Below are 15,514 nucleotides of genomic sequence, written 5' to 3'. Positions count from 1 at the left end.
ATAACTAGCTCAACAGGCGATTTGCATTAGAAATCGCACCATGCGTTACACAATACCACTTATTTTGGCTAAACTTCATCATCTAAGTAATTTAAACCTAGTTAGTTTATTCCACTTTTGCTCGTTCTCGCCAGTTTGCTCATTCTTCGCCAGCTAGTTCATTCTTCGCCAGTTAGTTCGTTCTTCACCAGTTAGTTCGTTCTTCACCAGTTAGTCCGTTCTTCGCCAGCTAGTTTGTTCTTCACCAGCTAGTTCGTTCTTCATCAGTTAGTTCGTTCTCGCCAGTTTGCTCATTCTTCGCCAGCTAGTCCGTTCTTCATCAGCTAGTCCGTTCTTCGCCAGCTAGTTCTTTCTTCACCAGCTAGTTCTTTCTTCGTCCGTTCTTTGTTACGTCCGTTGGTCAACGATAACTGTAAATCACCACACACTTAATTCGGTGTTCAGTTTAACAGTTATATAACCGAACCTACTGCCGGCTACGCCCATGCATGGTGATCGCTTCTTCGACCTTGATGCAGCGGTCCATAATGGCGATCATACCGTGCTCAGCGGCGATTTCAGCGGCTTCCGCGCTAACTATACCCTGCTGGAGCCACAGCACACGTGCGCCAATGTCAGCTGCCTCCTGCGCGACCTTTGCGCAGTGTTCGCTTCGACGGAATACATTGACGATGTCCACTGGCTCCGGAATTTCTGCTAAAGTGTGATAACACTTTTCTCCCAGGATCTCACCATCCACCGTTGGGTTAACGGGAATGATCCGATATCCCCGGCTTTGCATGGCGCCCGCGACCATATAAGAGGTACGATCTGTTTTGTCTGATAAGCCGACAACAGCAATGTTACCTGCGGAAGCAAGAATATCTCCGATCTGCTCCCGACTTGGATTCTCAAAGCTCATAAGTAGTGCCCCTTTCCATAGTTACACTTAATGATCCTTGTTTAACTGAAGCTAGATACGCTAGCTCCCTTAATCCTATTGTACCCACTCCACATTCGCACCAAGCGCACGCAAGTGATCAAAATATTGCGGATAAGATTTTGCCACATGATGTGCATCCTTAATCAAAAGAGGTTGACGTGCACGCAAGCCGACTACGGATAGTGCCATAATTACGCGGTGATCATAATGTGCATTAATGGTGACTCCGCCTTCGACACCTTCGGGCATGCCGTGAACAATAATCTCATCGCGGCGTTCTTCTACCTTGGCTCCGGCACGGGTTAACTCTGCCAAGTAATCGGTAATACGATCACATTCCTTATAGCGCAAATTCTCAACATTGTAGAATCGAGAGGTACCTTCTGCAAATACTGCAGCGGCCACCATGGCCAGTACCGCATCGGTTGCAGCATCTCCATCGAATTCAACAGCTTTTAGGATACCGTTCCCTTGGACATGTACTGTACCCTCTTCATGTGTAAGAGGAACTTCCATCATCCGCAGCACATCAACAATGGCTCTTTCACCTTGTTTACTTTGTTCTGCAAGACGGTGAATTTTCACATCCGACTTTGTAACGGCAGCCGCCGCAAGGATTGCCGCAGAGCCTGGATAGTCACCTTGAACAGTATATGATTTAGCTGCATAAGCTTGACGACCCGGAACTTTAAAGGACATGTAATCATCCGCAGCGTGCACCACAATACCTGCCTGCTCCAACACTTCCAAGGTCTGGCCCACGACAACCTTCGATTTCAAATCATCGAGGACAATAATTTCACTATCTTCTTCAAGCAATGGTGTCAGAAACAGTAGAGCACTTAAGAACTGGGAGCTTACTGCACCAGAGACAGTAATTCTGCCTCCAACCGGTTTACCCCCACGGATCGTGATCGGCAGTTTCCCTTCATTATGCTCCACCTGAACACCTAGCTGTTCCAACGACACAATCAAGTCGTCATGCGGACGTTTGCCCAATGAGTCTGGATACGTATTTACAAAAGTAACCTCAGGACTTAACGCGGCCACAGCCATAAGAAAACGCAGCACCGCTCCGGCATTTCCTACATTAAGTTCTTTAACGTCTTTTGGGTGACGTCCGAAGCCTTGAATCACAATCTTTTCCTCATCTTCTGTAAGCACAGCACCCAAATCTGCTATGCAGCGGCGGATCGCGTCGCTATCCTCACTATGTGCAGGATGATAAATCGTACTTACTCCTTCAGATAATGCCGCAACCAGCAGATAACGTGTCGTATAGTTTTTGGAAGAGAGGGCTCCAAATTCTCCTTGCAGAGATGGCGTTGGCCTAACAATAACGTCCATAATATAAACTCTCCTTAGTAGATGTAGTTGGTATGTAATGCTCGTTTGACAGGATATTCTGTTCTTGTGTTATCATTAAACCATTCTTCTGATGAAAAGAGGTCAAACCCATGCATAATGTTCCACAAATCACACCGCAAGAATTACGGCAGTGTATAGAGACAGGTGAAGACCTTGTACTCATCGATGTTCGCGAAGACGAAGAGGTGGCCTTTGGGATGATTCCCGGTGCACAACATATCCCTATGGGAGAAATTCCGCACCGTACAGAGGATATTCCAAGCGACGCCAAAGTGATCTTCATTTGCCGCTCTGGTGCCCGCAGCCAACGTGTCTGCGAATATCTACAGCAATTTGGTTATAACGCTGCGAACCTTAGCGGCGGTATGATTGAATGGAATGAGACACTCTCTTAAAAGCTCAACCGCGGTAATGCATTAAAATATGATGCGACACTTCTGCCGCAGTCAGTCCCGTTGTATCGACCGTGTAATGCGCGAATAGGTAGGCATCCTGGCGATCTTCCATGATTCGTCTGACCCGTTCTTCTGCATTGCCGGCGAGCAGCGGACGATTCTCATCCCCGCTAACACGTGCAATAATCTCTTCCTCAGTTGCCGTTAGCGCAACCACATGCCCTTTACTCAGCATTAAGGCTGTATTCCCCGGCGCCAATACCGCGCCTCCACCAGTGGATATTAATTTATTCTCAGACTCTAGCATTTGCTTTAGAACCGCAGTTTCTATGCTTCTAAAGTACTCCTCGCCATCTTCTGCGAAGATTTCTGCAATGCTTCTGCCTTCAGTCTCAATAATGACATGATCCAAATCAACCAGCTCATAGCCCAGCTCCTCGGCCAAAATAGCACCAACGGTTGACTTACCAGTTGCCATCATCCCTACTAAAATAATGTTTTTGTTCTTATCTTCCTGACTCATCGTTTTTAGTTCTTCAGTATCCCCAGCCATGACTATCCTCCAACCGCGATATTTGTCATATCATAACACAGGGGCAAAACATTAGACAATCCGCTTCTTCCAGTAAAAAAAGACCCGAAAGGCTCCCCATTTCTGGTGAAGCCGTCCGGGCCGCTTGTCATTCAGTCAATTAGATTATTCTGCTGCCATCCAGTTGTGGTGGAAGACGCCTTCTTTGTCCACACGTTTGAAGGTGTGAGCGCCAAAGTAATCACGTTGAGCCTGAAGCAAGTTAGCAGGCAAACGTTCTGTACGGTAGCTGTCATAGTAAGCCAATGCGCTGGAGAATCCAGGGACTGGAACACCCAAAGTTACCGCAGAAGCAATGACTTTACGCCATGCGGATTGGTAATTGTCCATAACATTCTTGAAGAAAGGATCAAGAAGCAGATTCTTAAGCTCTGCATTGTTCTCATACGCATCTGTGATGTTTTGTAGGAAACGGGAACGGATAATGCAGCCGCCGCGCCAGATTTTAGCCAGCTCGCCATATTTCAGATCCCAACCATATTCGTCGGAAGCTACGCGAAGTTGAGCGAAACCTTGCGCGTAGGATACGATTTTGCTCGCGAACAATGCTTTACGCACGTTCTCGATGAATTCGGCTTTGTCGCCTTCAAATGTTGTTGCTTCTGGTCCGTTAAGCACTTTGCTTGCTTCTACGCGCTCATCCTTCATAGCAGACAGGAAGCGGGAGAATACGGATTCGGTAATCATGGACAGAGGTACACCAAGATCTAGTGAGCTTTGGCTTGTCCATTTACCAGTACCTTTTTGGCCAGCGGAATCAAGAATAACGTCAACCATAGGTTTGCCGGTTTCTTCGTCATATTGAGCAAAGATATCAGTAGTGATCTCGATCAGGTAGCTGTCGAGCTCGCCGCTGTTCCATTCTTTGAAAATATTGTGAAGTTCTTTTGCATCCAGACCTAGAACATCTTTCAACAACTGATAAGCTTCACAGATCAATTGCATATCACCATATTCGATACCGTTGTGCACCATTTTAACATAGTGTCCTGCACCGTCAGGTCCGATATATGTACAGCAAGGCTCTCCGTCCACTTTGGCTGAGATTGCCGTTAGGATAGGCTCTACAAGTTTATACGCACTTTCTTGACCACCTGGCATAATCGAAGGACCTTTAAGAGCACCTTCTTCACCACCGGAAACTCCAGTACCGATAAAGCGGAAACCTTTTTCTTCCAGCTCTTTACTACGACGAACTGTATCAGGGAAGTAAGCATTCCCTCCGTCGATAATGATGTCGCCTTGATCAAGATGCGGCAGCAGTTGCTCGATGGTAGCATCAGTAGCTTTACCAGCTTGAACCATGATCAGAATTTTGCGCGGTGTTTCCAGCGAGGCTACAAATTCCTCAACGGAAAATGTGCCTACGAGGTTTTTACCTTCCGCTTCAGCAAGAAGATCATGTGTCTTCTCCGGGGAGCGGTTGAATACGGATACGGAAAAACCTTTGCTTTCGATATTTAGAGCCAAATTCTTGCCCATTACCGCCAAGCCAATAACGCCGATTTGTTGTTTTGCCATCTGGTCCTCCACCCTTTGCACCCTATATTTTTGTGAAATCCATTTCTCGCAGTATAAGAATACCACCCTTTATCAGAGACAGCAAAGCCTGCCCTGCGAATAGAGATCAATTTCATTGACAAATTCAGTCTAAGAAATGATCACAATGACTATTTTAACGTTTTTAACGTCAGAAGTGAACCCCTGTCTGCAAGTTCCAATACAAATATAAGACACCCCGATGAACGGGGTGCCTTGAAAGAACATTTGCGGCACTTGCTTACCATTCTAACATAAACAATTCCTTGGTCAAAAAGGCAAGCTCAGCTCGACATTTGTCCGCACGAACCGTATCTCCAGCTTTTAGTGCATCATTTAACCGATCCAACTGTTCATCCACTTCAATTCTCCGCTGGCGAACCCGTTCTTCCCCTTCAATAGAATAAAAGAGTCTTGTCAGCTCCTCATCTGTGAGCATAGGTCCCTTCTGATATAACACGCGCTGCTGATAACCAGAAATTTCAACTAGGCGAATCACTTCGCCAAACAAAATATTTTCTATAATAATCTGCCGATCCCGGAAACGTTTAACGATAGCATGCCCGCGCATATCCCCAATTAATTTCTCCATCCACTCTGACAAGCGAGCATCACGGATCATATAATCGCCCACAAGCTTATAGCCGTCTTTAATCCTTTGAAACCGCAATTTCACTAACTTACGACCCGTACGGACCGAAATCACAAAGACCTGTTCATTCTCGCTCCAATATAGGGAATAACCTTCTTGAATCAAATCCTTGATCAGGTCCTGGATATGCTGTCTGTCGAACCGCAGTTCCAGGTTACAATATTCCACCTCGTCGTTTTTGTTCACGGCACTCCCCCCTAACAGCTTCACATCTGTAAAGCCAACCTTCATTAGTTCAATTCCAGAGTAATCATGGCTGCCGGACCTCTTCTTGAGTTAACTTCCTTTTTGCGTTCGTCTTAATCTTATTTTATACTTCAGTTTATGTAGCGGTAACTTGGTTTATTGACTATTTTTACCCGCAACAGCCTTTCTCCAAACGCTGATCGAGAATTTTAATGCCTTTTAGCCCTTTTGGAGCATAGACACTCTAGTCCTTCAGCTGCACTGTGTCATACAGAAGACCTTCGAAACTTAATTCCGTTATATCGTATGTCCTTCTAATTTTCTAAAAAAGCCGTTGATATACCGGATCATTCTCCGGTCATCAGCGGCTTTTTATTTTCCTCAGCTAGTCTTAAATTTCTGTTTCGTTCTATGCACGATAAGCAGATGCAACCCGAAGAGCAGCAGCATTACAATGGCACTTGCCAGGAATGGGACACCATGTCCTACATGATCCCACAATCTTCCTGACAATACTGGCCCCGCTACCATTCCTGAGCCTTGAAGTGTCAGGAACAGCCCCCAGACCGTCCCTCGTTCCCCCTTAGGAACTTGCTTAGCCAGAAAGGCATTCCATGCCGGGAGGATAAGCGCGTAGCTTATACCGACCAATGCCACCGCGATAAAGGCAAGTGGCAGCCAGCGAACCTGAGAGAAAAAGGCCAGCGAAAAGGCAGCTAACAAAAAACCTATATTCAGAAACACCGTTGTCCCTATACGGTCCACCAGCTTACCTGCGGGAATAAGTGCAAGAACTGTAATCCCTCCCCCTGCAATGAGGAGCAAACTGAATTGATTGGGACTAACATGCAGCTCTGTACGTGCAAACAAGGTAACTACAGGTGTCATCAAGCCAATGGCGAAGGCCTGTAGGAACAACGCCGGGTACAGCCATCTGCTGACTTTCAGGGTAGTTCTCACCTGATGCAGCGTTCTTTTTATACTTTCTAACGGACTAAGCTTTTTTCGCTCCATTGCTCCGCCAAGTCCATGCATGTCCCTCACGACAGCATGAGACCCGCTAGAAGAGATTCGTTTAGGTAAGAAAAGGGCTACTACAACTACAGCGGCAGCACAACCTAACAAGACTAGAAAAGCTACGTGATAGCTTTGTCCACCCTGATCCATTAAAAAATTCACAACAATTGGACCGATTCCTGTTCCTGCGAGAGAAGCCATCTCAACAGCGCCCATGGCCGCACCACTGCTGCCGCTTTTGGTTGATCCGGCCAGCTCGGTAATCCCGGTCATCACACATGGCCAAAGCGGAGATGTTCCGATCCCAAGAATGAGACAGGCGATGGATAACGCAACGGCCGTTTTGGCATAGATTATCAAACCAATGGCTACTAGAATCAGCAACAATGCACCTGTCATCGTCCAGCGGAACCCTATGCGCTCCATAACCCAGCCTGAAGGGCTGCGGAAGACATTGTCCCCCAAATACTGTAGGGCAAAAGCGAATCCCACTACTGTCACCGACAGCCCCAGTATATTCTCCATATACACTGGCAATAAGGCGACAAGCAGCGAACCTTTAACAAATTCAACTAAAAAAATAATTACCCACATCTCCACAATAAATGGTGATGCTAAACTAATATTCATCCGTTGTTCAGCTTTCGTGGACATTCTATCACATCCAAATCCTAGTATTCTGAAGATTGTTTTGTTATACTGATGCTTGCCTTAAAAATTAACTATTCGCGAAAGGTTGTGACAGCATTAAATGAATCAACACCGTACTCCCCTCTTCACAGCTCTAAAAAAGCATGCCGCCGGCAATCCAGTTCAATTTCATATTCCCGGGCATAAGAAGGGGCTAGGAACCGATGCCGAATTCCGTGAGTTTATCGGCGATAACGCTCTATCCATAGATCTAATCAACATCGCACCGCTTGATGATCTACATCAGCCAACTGGCGTAATCCAGGAGGCTCAAAAGCTGGCTGCGAAGGCTTTCGGCGCCGACTATACGTATTTTAGCGTACAGGGCACGAGCAATGCCATCATGACGATGATCCTCTCTGTCTGCTCACCGGGTGAAAAAATAATTGTGCCGCGTAACATTCATAAATCCGTAATGTCGGCCATTATCTTCTCCGGAGCCAAGCCTGTGTTCGTCTCGCCTGTACAGGATGAGAATCTCGGGATAGATCACGGCATAACCACCAGTGCGCTGGAACGAGCGTTAAAGCGTCATCCAGACGCTAAAGGAGTTCTAGTAATCAATCCAACGTACTTCGGCGTATGTGCCGACCTGCGTTCGATTGTCGACCTGGCTCACCGTTACGGGGTACCCGTTCTGGTGGACGAGGCACATGGAGTACTGATTCATTTTCATGAGGATCTGCCGGTATCGGCCATGCAGGCCGGTGCGGACATAGCTGCCACTAGTGTGCATAAGCTTGGTGGTTCCATGACGCAAAGCTCGGTACTGAATCTAAATGCGAAGACTGGGCTGATTAACCCACAACGGGTGCAGACCATTATGAGCATGCTGACTACAACATCAACCTCATATATTTTATTAGCGTCTCTCGATACATCTAGACGCAATCTCGCGCTGAACGGACATGAAATGGCGGAAAGAACCATCCAATTATCCAACTACGCACGTGAGACCATTAACACTATCGAAGGCTTGTACAGCTTTGGTAAAGAAATCCTTGGAACAGAAGCAACTTTCGATCTAGATCCAACCAAACTTAACATTCACGTTCGCCATTTAGGGATCACTGGTTACGAAACCGAAAACTGGCTGCGTGAGAAATACAACATCGAAGTTGAACTGAGTGACATGTATAATATTCTTTGCCTTATTACCCCAGGTGATACTCAAGAATCAGTAGATAAATTATTAGCTGCTTTGCGGGTGTTGTCCGCTATCCATTATAGCAAGGGTGAAATCTATGAACTGAAGGTTCAGGTTCCAGAAATCCCGCAGCTTGCTTTGATTCCAAGAGATGCTTTTTATGCTGACACTCAGTTAGTTCCGTTCCGCGAATCTGCCGGGTACATCATTGCAGAGTTTATCTATGTATATCCACCAGGGATACCGATTCTCCTCCCTGGCGAAGTCATTACTCAGGATAATATCGACTACATTATCGACCACGTCGAAATCGGCCTGCCGGTTAAAGGTCCTGAAGACCGCAGCATCACTAATGTTAAGGTGATTGTTGAAGCCGATCCTATATCCTAAGATCTATCTTTTTCCTTAAAAACTTAAATCATTTATACAAAAACCCGATACCATAATAAGTATCGGGTTTCTGTATATAAGCATCAACTGTCCCATTCACATAGAACAGCTTAAGTTTAGTCGCTAGAATCTATTCTTGCTGAGCAAGCAGATTGTTGTAAGCTTCTTCAACAGCTTTCCATTCTTCTTCATCTTCGATATTATACAATACCATTTCTTCGTCTTCTTCTTCCATACGCAGAATAATGCCGTCTGCTTCTGGATTCTCGCGCTCTAACAACAGAGCATATAATTTCTCGCCTATGTCGAACGTTTCTACAAGCACCATTTCCACATCTTCGCCCTGCTCGTTCGTCAAGGTCAGCACAAACTCCTCGTGCTCATGGTCGTGATCATGCCCGCAACCGCATGCTTCACCATGCTCATGTTTGTGATCGCTCATTGTAATACCTCACTTTGAATTGTATTATCCTACATCTGGTATCGTACCACGTTAGATTAGTTCAGGTCAATTTAGAACACCTAATTTAACGCTGTTATTACCTTCTCCGACACAAGTACGTAATCGGCATTTTTGGAGGGCTTAATATAGAAGCCTACCCGATATTTGCCCGCTTCTTTAAAATCATAAGTAAACTCCGAGGTTGGAAACCAGAAATTATCCTTCTGCGAGCCTTCAAGCACCTGTGACTGAATATCCTTAACGTTTCCAGACGGATCTGTCATGGCCACTTTCACAGCTGAAATCTCTTCGGTCAGACTATCTACCTGAGTTAATATCTTAATTTTCAGCTTGCCTACGTTGACATTGCCAAAAACCGTATCCCCTTTAAAAAGTACAATATGGACATTAGGTTTAAGGATCGTAACTTTCCCAGAACCGTCCCAAGTAACAACCCCGCCTGTTTCTCTAGCAGGAATGTACGTTTTTCCATCAATTAGATAACCGCCGTCTACAATTTCTTTTCCGTTGCTCCATACTCTAATTTTCTGATTAACGGAATCGGCGAATAATAATGAGCCACCCATTAAGGAAAAAGCAAACACGCACAAAGTGATTTTTTTCCATCTATTCATTTGAGACCCTCCAGATAATTCATGCTGTTAATATATACTTACTTTGTTTCAGCAAGTTGCGCTGATTTCAGGTAAATATTTCATTGATCTTGCGAAAAATGATATTATGGTCTTATTCGAAGTAGAAACATTAGCTATAACCGATTTCAGGAGGGTTCTTTCTTATGAGTCTAAGCCTACAAATGCTAGGAACAGGCAATGCTTTTGCGAAAAAATATTTTAACAACAATGGCTTGCTGCTAGATGAAAATTACACCCTGCTGATTGATTGCGGGATAACAGCCCCGCTTGCCATGCATAGACTTGAAAAATCCTTCAGTGACGTAAATGCAACGCTCATTACACATATTCATGCGGATCATGTTGGAGGGCTGGAAGAGCTTGCGCTAACCTTAAAGCATGTGCACGGTAAAAAAATGATCTTACTTCTTCCGGAGACACTTATAGAGCCCTTGTGGAACAATACGTTAAAGGGAGGTTTATACCAAGAAGATGCTGTATCTTCCTTATCTGATATCTTCGATGTTAAGCCCATGCAGCCTGGAAATACCTACAAGCTCTCTCCTACTCTTTCATTAGAGATCATACAAACACCGCATATTCCCGGCAAAAACAGTTATTCCCTTCTAATAAATAACGAGATTTTTTATAGTGCGGACATGACCTTTCAGCCGGATCTACTGATTAGCCTTGTGCGGGAGCGCGGGATCCGGATCATCCTGCATGACTGCCAACTAGGTGGAACAGGCGTTGTTCACACCACACTGGAAGAGCTGATGTCTCTGCCTAAAGATGTTCGTGAGCGGATCAAGCTCATGCATTATAGCGATGAACAACCAGATTTCGTCGGACTTACAGGAGAGATGGAATTTTTAGAGCAGCATGTGAACTATAAACTCTGATCTTTGCATATAAAAAAGCCGTACATAAACGTCTGTTGACGTATGTACGGCTTTTCGTGTTGAACTATGAAAATGTCGGCAAATTATCCAGATTGTTAGTTGGATCTCCATCCGCATCTCCGCGAATATAAGTTTCTCCATCCTTACCTTTAAAAGCGTTCACTCCGGCAATATTTCCGGCCTGTACTTCTTGTAGGGCTTGGTCATACGCCAGCACACGTCCTGTAGAGGTCTGGAAGCTTGTTAAATCGCCATCTCCATTTTTTTGAACAGCTACGAAAGATTCACGTTCGTTATTTGGCACTTTAGCTCGCCCCTTGCACTTGGATTTGCCATCATTCGGCACATCCTAGCTTGCGTAAAGAATCCAATAATTATGTGCACCATCTTAAAGCATTTTTTGCATCCGTACATGTAATATACCTGCATCATAAAATGGCTCTGTAGAAATAACTTCATAGCCAAGCTTTTTATAGAAATTCTCTGCCTGACACTGAGCATCTAGAATCGAAGCTTCCAGTCCAAGCTCCCGAGCAAGCTCTTCCATCGCCAGCAACAAGACACGTCCGTATCCTTTGACCCGATAGTCTTTCAATACGGCGATGCGCTGCATTTTAGCCGTACCTGCTTTGTAATAGATCAATCTACCTGTTGCTACAGGTATCCCTTCATCTATAATCAGAATATGGTGCGCATTCGGACTGATGGCATCGTATTCATCAATTTCTTCCTCGGCCGGTACCTTTTGTTCCTCAACAAATACTTTAGTGCGGATATCCAGCCCCATCTGAAGCTGTTCCTCTGTAGTTACCCGTAAGATTTCTGCCGCCATGTTAGTTGCAAACTCCTCTCTCTATGTAGCCAACGATAGTTGTCTATTATATAAAATAATGACAAGAAAGAAAAGCCTACACATGGAATCCGTAACCTCTCAGTAGACTAATCCACAGAATATACTTCTTCAGGGATTGAACGGTTATATACGTCTTGCATCACAGGTGACAACGGAGGATACTGACTTTTAGATTTGCCATCCAGATTGGTCATCTCATTGATCTCGATAACTTTTGCGGGTTTCGCCGTAGAACACCCCACTACACCCAGTAGTAACACTAGGCAAACGCCGACTTCCCATTTCACAATTTTAGACATAAAAAAGCTCCTTTCATCGCAGCTGCAGTTATACTCACTACAGCTTTGACGATTCAGGAGCTTTATAAACAATAGGAGCTATTCATTCCAGTTGCCCTCTTAGAGATTGACGTTTCCAACCAAATGGACTAAATACATCATCCCAACCAAAAAGCCTGCTAAAACAAAATAAGCTGTTCCATATTTCCAGCGTGTTCTGGCTGGCACATCGTAATACTTATCATTATCGTGCACGGTACAGCTTATGTCACATTGCATTTTTAAATGAAGACCATTCTCTAACGTTACTTGCTCCAGCTGCGAAATTCTTACCTTTTCAATAATACATTGCTGTGGCAGTGTAGCTTTGCCATAATAATTCAGCTGATCCCATCTCACCACAACATACTGCTGTCTCTCTAGATCACTGTAGGTAGTAAAAGGTAAATCCCGGCGATGCTCAGCTCCTGGAATCATGTAACCCGCCTCTCGCAAGGGCTCCACGGGAATTAAGAATCCCTTAGTCACAGACTGCGGCCGGTTGTTGTTACGTCTTTTCACATATTTATTATACAGATCGTAAGCAAACATTGCCCAGATGATAAAAAACAAAATCGAACGCAAGTAAACGATTATAGCTAAGCCACCCACCAGACCCACAAGCCACAGCCAGCGCGTAACTGCGGTAGCAATACGTCCGCCGTCTAGCGGATGGATGGGCAGCAGGTTAATCAAATTAAGCAATAAGCCTATATAAGCCAGGGAATAAAGAAGCGGACTATCCATATAATATGCCGCTCCAAACACAGCAGTAGCCCCAATAGTACCCAGAATCGGTCCGCCAAAAGCAACATACGCTTCTGTCTTCGCATCCAGCGGATGTTTTTTCATAGTAATTAAGGCGCCTAAAAAAGGAATAAATAACGGAGCGCTGACGGGTAACCCGATCCGCTTAGCGGCTATAACATGGCCCAATTCATGAACAAGCAAAAGCAGGACGATACCTATAGCAAACCCCCACGGATAAATCAAAGCATATGCCCCTATCGAAACCATCATGGAAATTAACGGCCCGGCAATTTTACCTATTTTCAGCAGAGACAAAATCGCCTTTCCTTTTAACAGGAGCATGGCGGCTCCGCCCCCCAACCATTTCAGCGGAGTAGAAGTATTCTTTTTCTGCTCATTTTGCATTTGCGGCAAGATCATAAGCTCCTTTATCTTTCAATTTTAAGAAACTACTGTACAGTTCCATCTATCTTATCATAGAAGCATTAAGGATATTTCTACAGTGAGCCCTTCGGAAAGTATACGACGCAACTTTTAGAAACGTTTCAGCGTCAAACCAACTATCTTGGATAAATTTTACTGCCAAATAAAGAAAGGATTGGTTCATATGCTCTCTTTTCACTCCAAAGCTTGGTTATCCGTCTTAATGCTCTCAACACTTTTACTCCCTGCCACCATGTCAGCAAGCTCTTCATTAACTGTATCGGAGTCCTCTGTGCTCGCCCAAGCTTCCTCTGCTAATCCTTCGCAAGTATACTACCAATTTGGCATTCCTGGTGGATACATAGGCGGACCTGCGCTGCTCAAAAATGGGGTAATCTACGTAGATGTTCGGGGGATCGCTGAGCAAGCTGGCTTAAAAATGGAATGGGATAAATCCGGCAAACGTGCTCTGTTCAAAGGCTGGACTAAAAGTTTTGCTGTTCGAATCGGGAGTCAAACTGGCGTGCTTGACGGGAAAGCGGTAGATCTAGGAGGAATACCTTTTAAATCCAAAGAAGATAGGATATATGTGCCGGCCCGTTTTATCGTTAAGGCTTTCGAAGGCAGCCATCTCCGTCTGGACTCCACAACGAACACACTTTTAGCAGATGATCTGAAGACCTACAATGTTTTCACAGAATCCTTTGGAGGGCGTACCTATACGCTGGTCAAAGCTAGTGGTGATTTATATGTCTCACAAGGCAAGGATACGGTGATAAAACTCACTTCACTCCAAACAAACTTTGACTGGGCAGGAATGAAGATCGAGAAAACGGCGGGGGGTCTGCTAGTCATTGAGATTATTGATTCCTATGGAGAGCCTCATATTAATACACGCGAAATCACACTCATATTCAAAAATGGTGCGTTACTACGCAAGGCCACATTCGCTTACCAGTTCAGAGGAGATGCGGATTTCAAACCTTATGATGGCAACCTCATCTTACATGATGATAATACCTTACGTTTTATCCAAGACGGCACGGGCAATGTAATAGATACTCTTGATCTTGTAAACCTGGGTGGCGAGGAAGATGCTTACTATGTAGAAGGCATTGATAAAGAAATCATACTGCTTCGTGGAAATCAGAATGGATTGCTTACCTTAATCGACCGCCAAACAGGCGAGCAGACCCTTTTGTACAAGGAGTTGCTTACAGCAAAGGATCAGGAATACGCGGAAAATAACGATGTTCCTTTTAAAGGAGATACTTTGAAATTCGTAAAGCGCAGCGGTGACAAATTATATTTTATAAATGACTCCCCGCTTACTGGCAAAAAAGAAGTAATCTACTCCATTGAAGGTCATTCCAATAACTCCAAGAATACTACTGATTAGATAGTACAGCACAAGTATATGTATTGATTAAAGGACAGATCCTCCTCAGTGATTATCCCTGAAAATTAACCTTCCTACATATAGGCAAACGCCGTGAACGTTGTAGGCTAAGGACCATAGACTGTTATCAGGATTGAAACATTCGAGGAGGATATCCATGGAATCAAATACAAATTTTCATCAACAGGTCGCTTGGAATTGCATGAATAAATATGTAGGTATAGTAACGACTGATGGTCAATCCTTTGACGGCTTCATCGCTCACGTGGACCAGAACTATATCACCCTTGCGGTTCCCAGCAACGAAATGGTCGATCGTATGAATGGAATGCCTGCTGAGCAGTCGAACTATAGACAATTCGGGTTCCAGCCCGGCTTTTACCCAAGACGCCGCTTCTATCCACGCCGTATCCCTTTTTTCGGAATAAGCAGTCTATTTCTACTCCCGTTTTTTATCTGACTCGGTGCAGGGGGATGAAGGGTCATCCCCTTTCTAGCTATTAAATACTAAATCGGAAAAAATTAAGCTTAAATACAACTCTACATCTATATAGATTATAAAAAAGAATTGCCATCCTACTCTCTCATATGGTATTATAAATTTCGTCGCAGGACGGTAGCTCAGCGGGAGAGCACTATCTTGACAGGGTAGGGGTCATGGGTTCGAACCCCATCCGTCCTATACTGAAAAAGCCTTATTATATAAGGCTTTTTCTTTTTTTCGATCATCGATGCCGCTCTATAAATTTGTGAATCTTGCTCTTGGGGACGGATTGAGGACGAAATTTTTCTTCTCATAAAAAAATGGGCTATCTTTTTCACAACTCAGGCAGCCCTCTCAGTTACTTTAATAAATGTTATCTGGAGAAGCCAACTTCAAAAAGTGTACAGTCAG

At 44.6% G+C, this 15,514-nt stretch carries 17 protein-coding genes and 1 tRNA gene; 6 read left to right on the top strand and 12 right to left on the bottom strand.

All coding sequences use genetic code 11. The annotated features are described in order from the left end of the window. Positions 1-466: 466 nt before the first annotated feature. Positions 467-901 carry a CoA-binding protein gene (locus MHH60_RS08885; protein ID WP_076104783.1) on the bottom strand — a complete coding sequence of 145 codons (435 nt, stop codon included), beginning with the start codon at positions 899-901 and terminating at the stop codon, positions 467-469. Between the two features lie 75 nt (positions 902-976). Next, positions 977-2,269: a 3-phosphoshikimate 1-carboxyvinyltransferase gene (gene aroA / locus MHH60_RS08880; RefSeq protein ID WP_076129118.1), complete on the bottom strand. Its 1,293-nt coding sequence runs from the start codon at positions 2,267-2,269 to the stop codon at positions 977-979. A gap of 110 nt (positions 2,270-2,379) precedes the next feature. Between aroA and MHH60_RS08875 the strand changes: the two genes are divergently transcribed. Further along, entirely contained in the window at positions 2,380-2,685 is a 306-nt protein-coding gene (locus MHH60_RS08875; protein WP_036686126.1) for a rhodanese-like domain-containing protein, read from the top strand. A gap of 4 nt (positions 2,686-2,689) precedes the next feature. Here MHH60_RS08875 and MHH60_RS08870 read toward each other — a convergent pair whose 3' ends face one another. The 4 genes from MHH60_RS08870 to MHH60_RS08855 form a co-directional block, all read right to left on the bottom strand. Beyond that, a complete protein-coding gene (locus MHH60_RS08870) occupies positions 2,690-3,238 on the bottom strand; it encodes a shikimate kinase (RefSeq protein WP_256715150.1) in 549 nt (182 codons plus the stop codon). Positions 3,239-3,382: 144 nt separating this feature from the next. After that, on the bottom strand, positions 3,383-4,798 hold the full coding sequence (gndA, locus tag MHH60_RS08865) for an NADP-dependent phosphogluconate dehydrogenase (RefSeq protein WP_038570246.1): 1,416 nt from the start codon (positions 4,796-4,798) through the stop codon (positions 3,383-3,385). 259 nt (positions 4,799-5,057) lie between these two features. After that, entirely contained in the window at positions 5,058-5,654 is a 597-nt protein-coding gene (locus MHH60_RS08860; RefSeq protein WP_036686566.1) for a hypothetical protein, read from the bottom strand. 381 nt (positions 5,655-6,035) lie between these two features. Further along, positions 6,036-7,325: an MFS transporter gene (locus MHH60_RS08855; RefSeq protein ID WP_076136097.1), complete on the bottom strand. Its 1,290-nt coding sequence runs from the start codon at positions 7,323-7,325 to the stop codon at positions 6,036-6,038. Between the two features lie 97 nt (positions 7,326-7,422). On the opposite strand from MHH60_RS08855, the gene MHH60_RS08850 reads away from it, so the two are divergent. Continuing rightward, positions 7,423-8,898, top strand: coding sequence for an aminotransferase class I/II-fold pyridoxal phosphate-dependent enzyme (locus tag MHH60_RS08850; RefSeq protein WP_036686120.1), 1,476 nt, complete (start codon positions 7,423-7,425; stop codon positions 8,896-8,898). A 130-nt stretch (positions 8,899-9,028) separates the two neighbouring features. Here the strand turns inward: MHH60_RS08850 and MHH60_RS08845 are convergent, their stop codons facing one another. Continuing rightward, positions 9,029-9,340: a DUF1292 domain-containing protein gene (locus tag MHH60_RS08845; RefSeq protein ID WP_036686118.1), complete on the bottom strand. Its 312-nt coding sequence runs from the start codon at positions 9,338-9,340 to the stop codon at positions 9,029-9,031. Positions 9,341-9,420: 80 nt separating this feature from the next. Continuing rightward, positions 9,421-9,975 (bottom strand): copper amine oxidase, encoded by a 555-nt coding sequence (locus tag MHH60_RS08840; RefSeq protein ID WP_036686116.1) that lies wholly within the window; start codon positions 9,973-9,975, stop codon positions 9,421-9,423. A gap of 164 nt (positions 9,976-10,139) precedes the next feature. Here MHH60_RS08840 and MHH60_RS08835 point away from each other — a divergent pair, with 164 nt between their 5' ends. Further along, on the top strand, positions 10,140-10,877 hold the full coding sequence (locus tag MHH60_RS08835) for an MBL fold metallo-hydrolase (RefSeq protein ID WP_076136095.1): 738 nt from the start codon (positions 10,140-10,142) through the stop codon (positions 10,875-10,877). Positions 10,878-10,941: 64 nt separating this feature from the next. Here the strand turns inward: MHH60_RS08835 and MHH60_RS08830 are convergent, their stop codons facing one another. The 4 genes from MHH60_RS08830 to MHH60_RS08815 form a co-directional block, all read right to left on the bottom strand. After that, a complete protein-coding gene (locus MHH60_RS08830; RefSeq protein ID WP_036686113.1) occupies positions 10,942-11,181 on the bottom strand; it encodes a DUF3892 domain-containing protein in 240 nt (79 codons plus the stop codon). Between the two features lie 84 nt (positions 11,182-11,265). Then, a complete protein-coding gene (locus MHH60_RS08825) occupies positions 11,266-11,709 on the bottom strand; it encodes a GNAT family N-acetyltransferase (RefSeq protein ID WP_076136093.1) in 444 nt (147 codons plus the stop codon). A 107-nt stretch (positions 11,710-11,816) separates the two neighbouring features. Further along, positions 11,817-12,029, bottom strand: coding sequence for a hypothetical protein (locus tag MHH60_RS08820; RefSeq protein WP_076136092.1), 213 nt, complete (start codon positions 12,027-12,029; stop codon positions 11,817-11,819). A 99-nt stretch (positions 12,030-12,128) separates the two neighbouring features. Then, positions 12,129-13,202, bottom strand: a complete 1,074-nt coding sequence (locus MHH60_RS08815; protein ID WP_076136179.1) for a site-2 protease family protein — start codon at positions 13,200-13,202, stop codon at positions 12,129-12,131. 202 nt (positions 13,203-13,404) lie between these two features. Between MHH60_RS08815 and MHH60_RS08810 the strand changes: the two genes are divergently transcribed. From MHH60_RS08810 to MHH60_RS08800, 3 genes are all read left to right on the top strand, one after another. Continuing rightward, positions 13,405-14,619: a copper amine oxidase N-terminal domain-containing protein gene (locus tag MHH60_RS08810; protein ID WP_081389034.1), complete on the top strand. Its 1,215-nt coding sequence runs from the start codon at positions 13,405-13,407 to the stop codon at positions 14,617-14,619. A gap of 157 nt (positions 14,620-14,776) precedes the next feature. Then, positions 14,777-15,079: a hypothetical protein gene (locus MHH60_RS08805; protein ID WP_036686108.1), complete on the top strand. Its 303-nt coding sequence runs from the start codon at positions 14,777-14,779 to the stop codon at positions 15,077-15,079. Positions 15,080-15,229: 150 nt separating this feature from the next. Beyond that, positions 15,230-15,301: transfer RNA gene (locus tag MHH60_RS08800), tRNA-Val, on the top strand. Positions 15,302-15,514: the final 213 nt, after the last annotated feature.

It is taken from the genome of Paenibacillus sp. FSL H7-0716 (genome assembly GCF_038002705.1).
Classification (GTDB): domain Bacteria; phylum Bacillota; class Bacilli; order Paenibacillales; family Paenibacillaceae; genus Paenibacillus_AQ; species Paenibacillus_AQ odorifer.
This window is presented reverse-complemented; position numbering and strand designations above follow the sequence as displayed.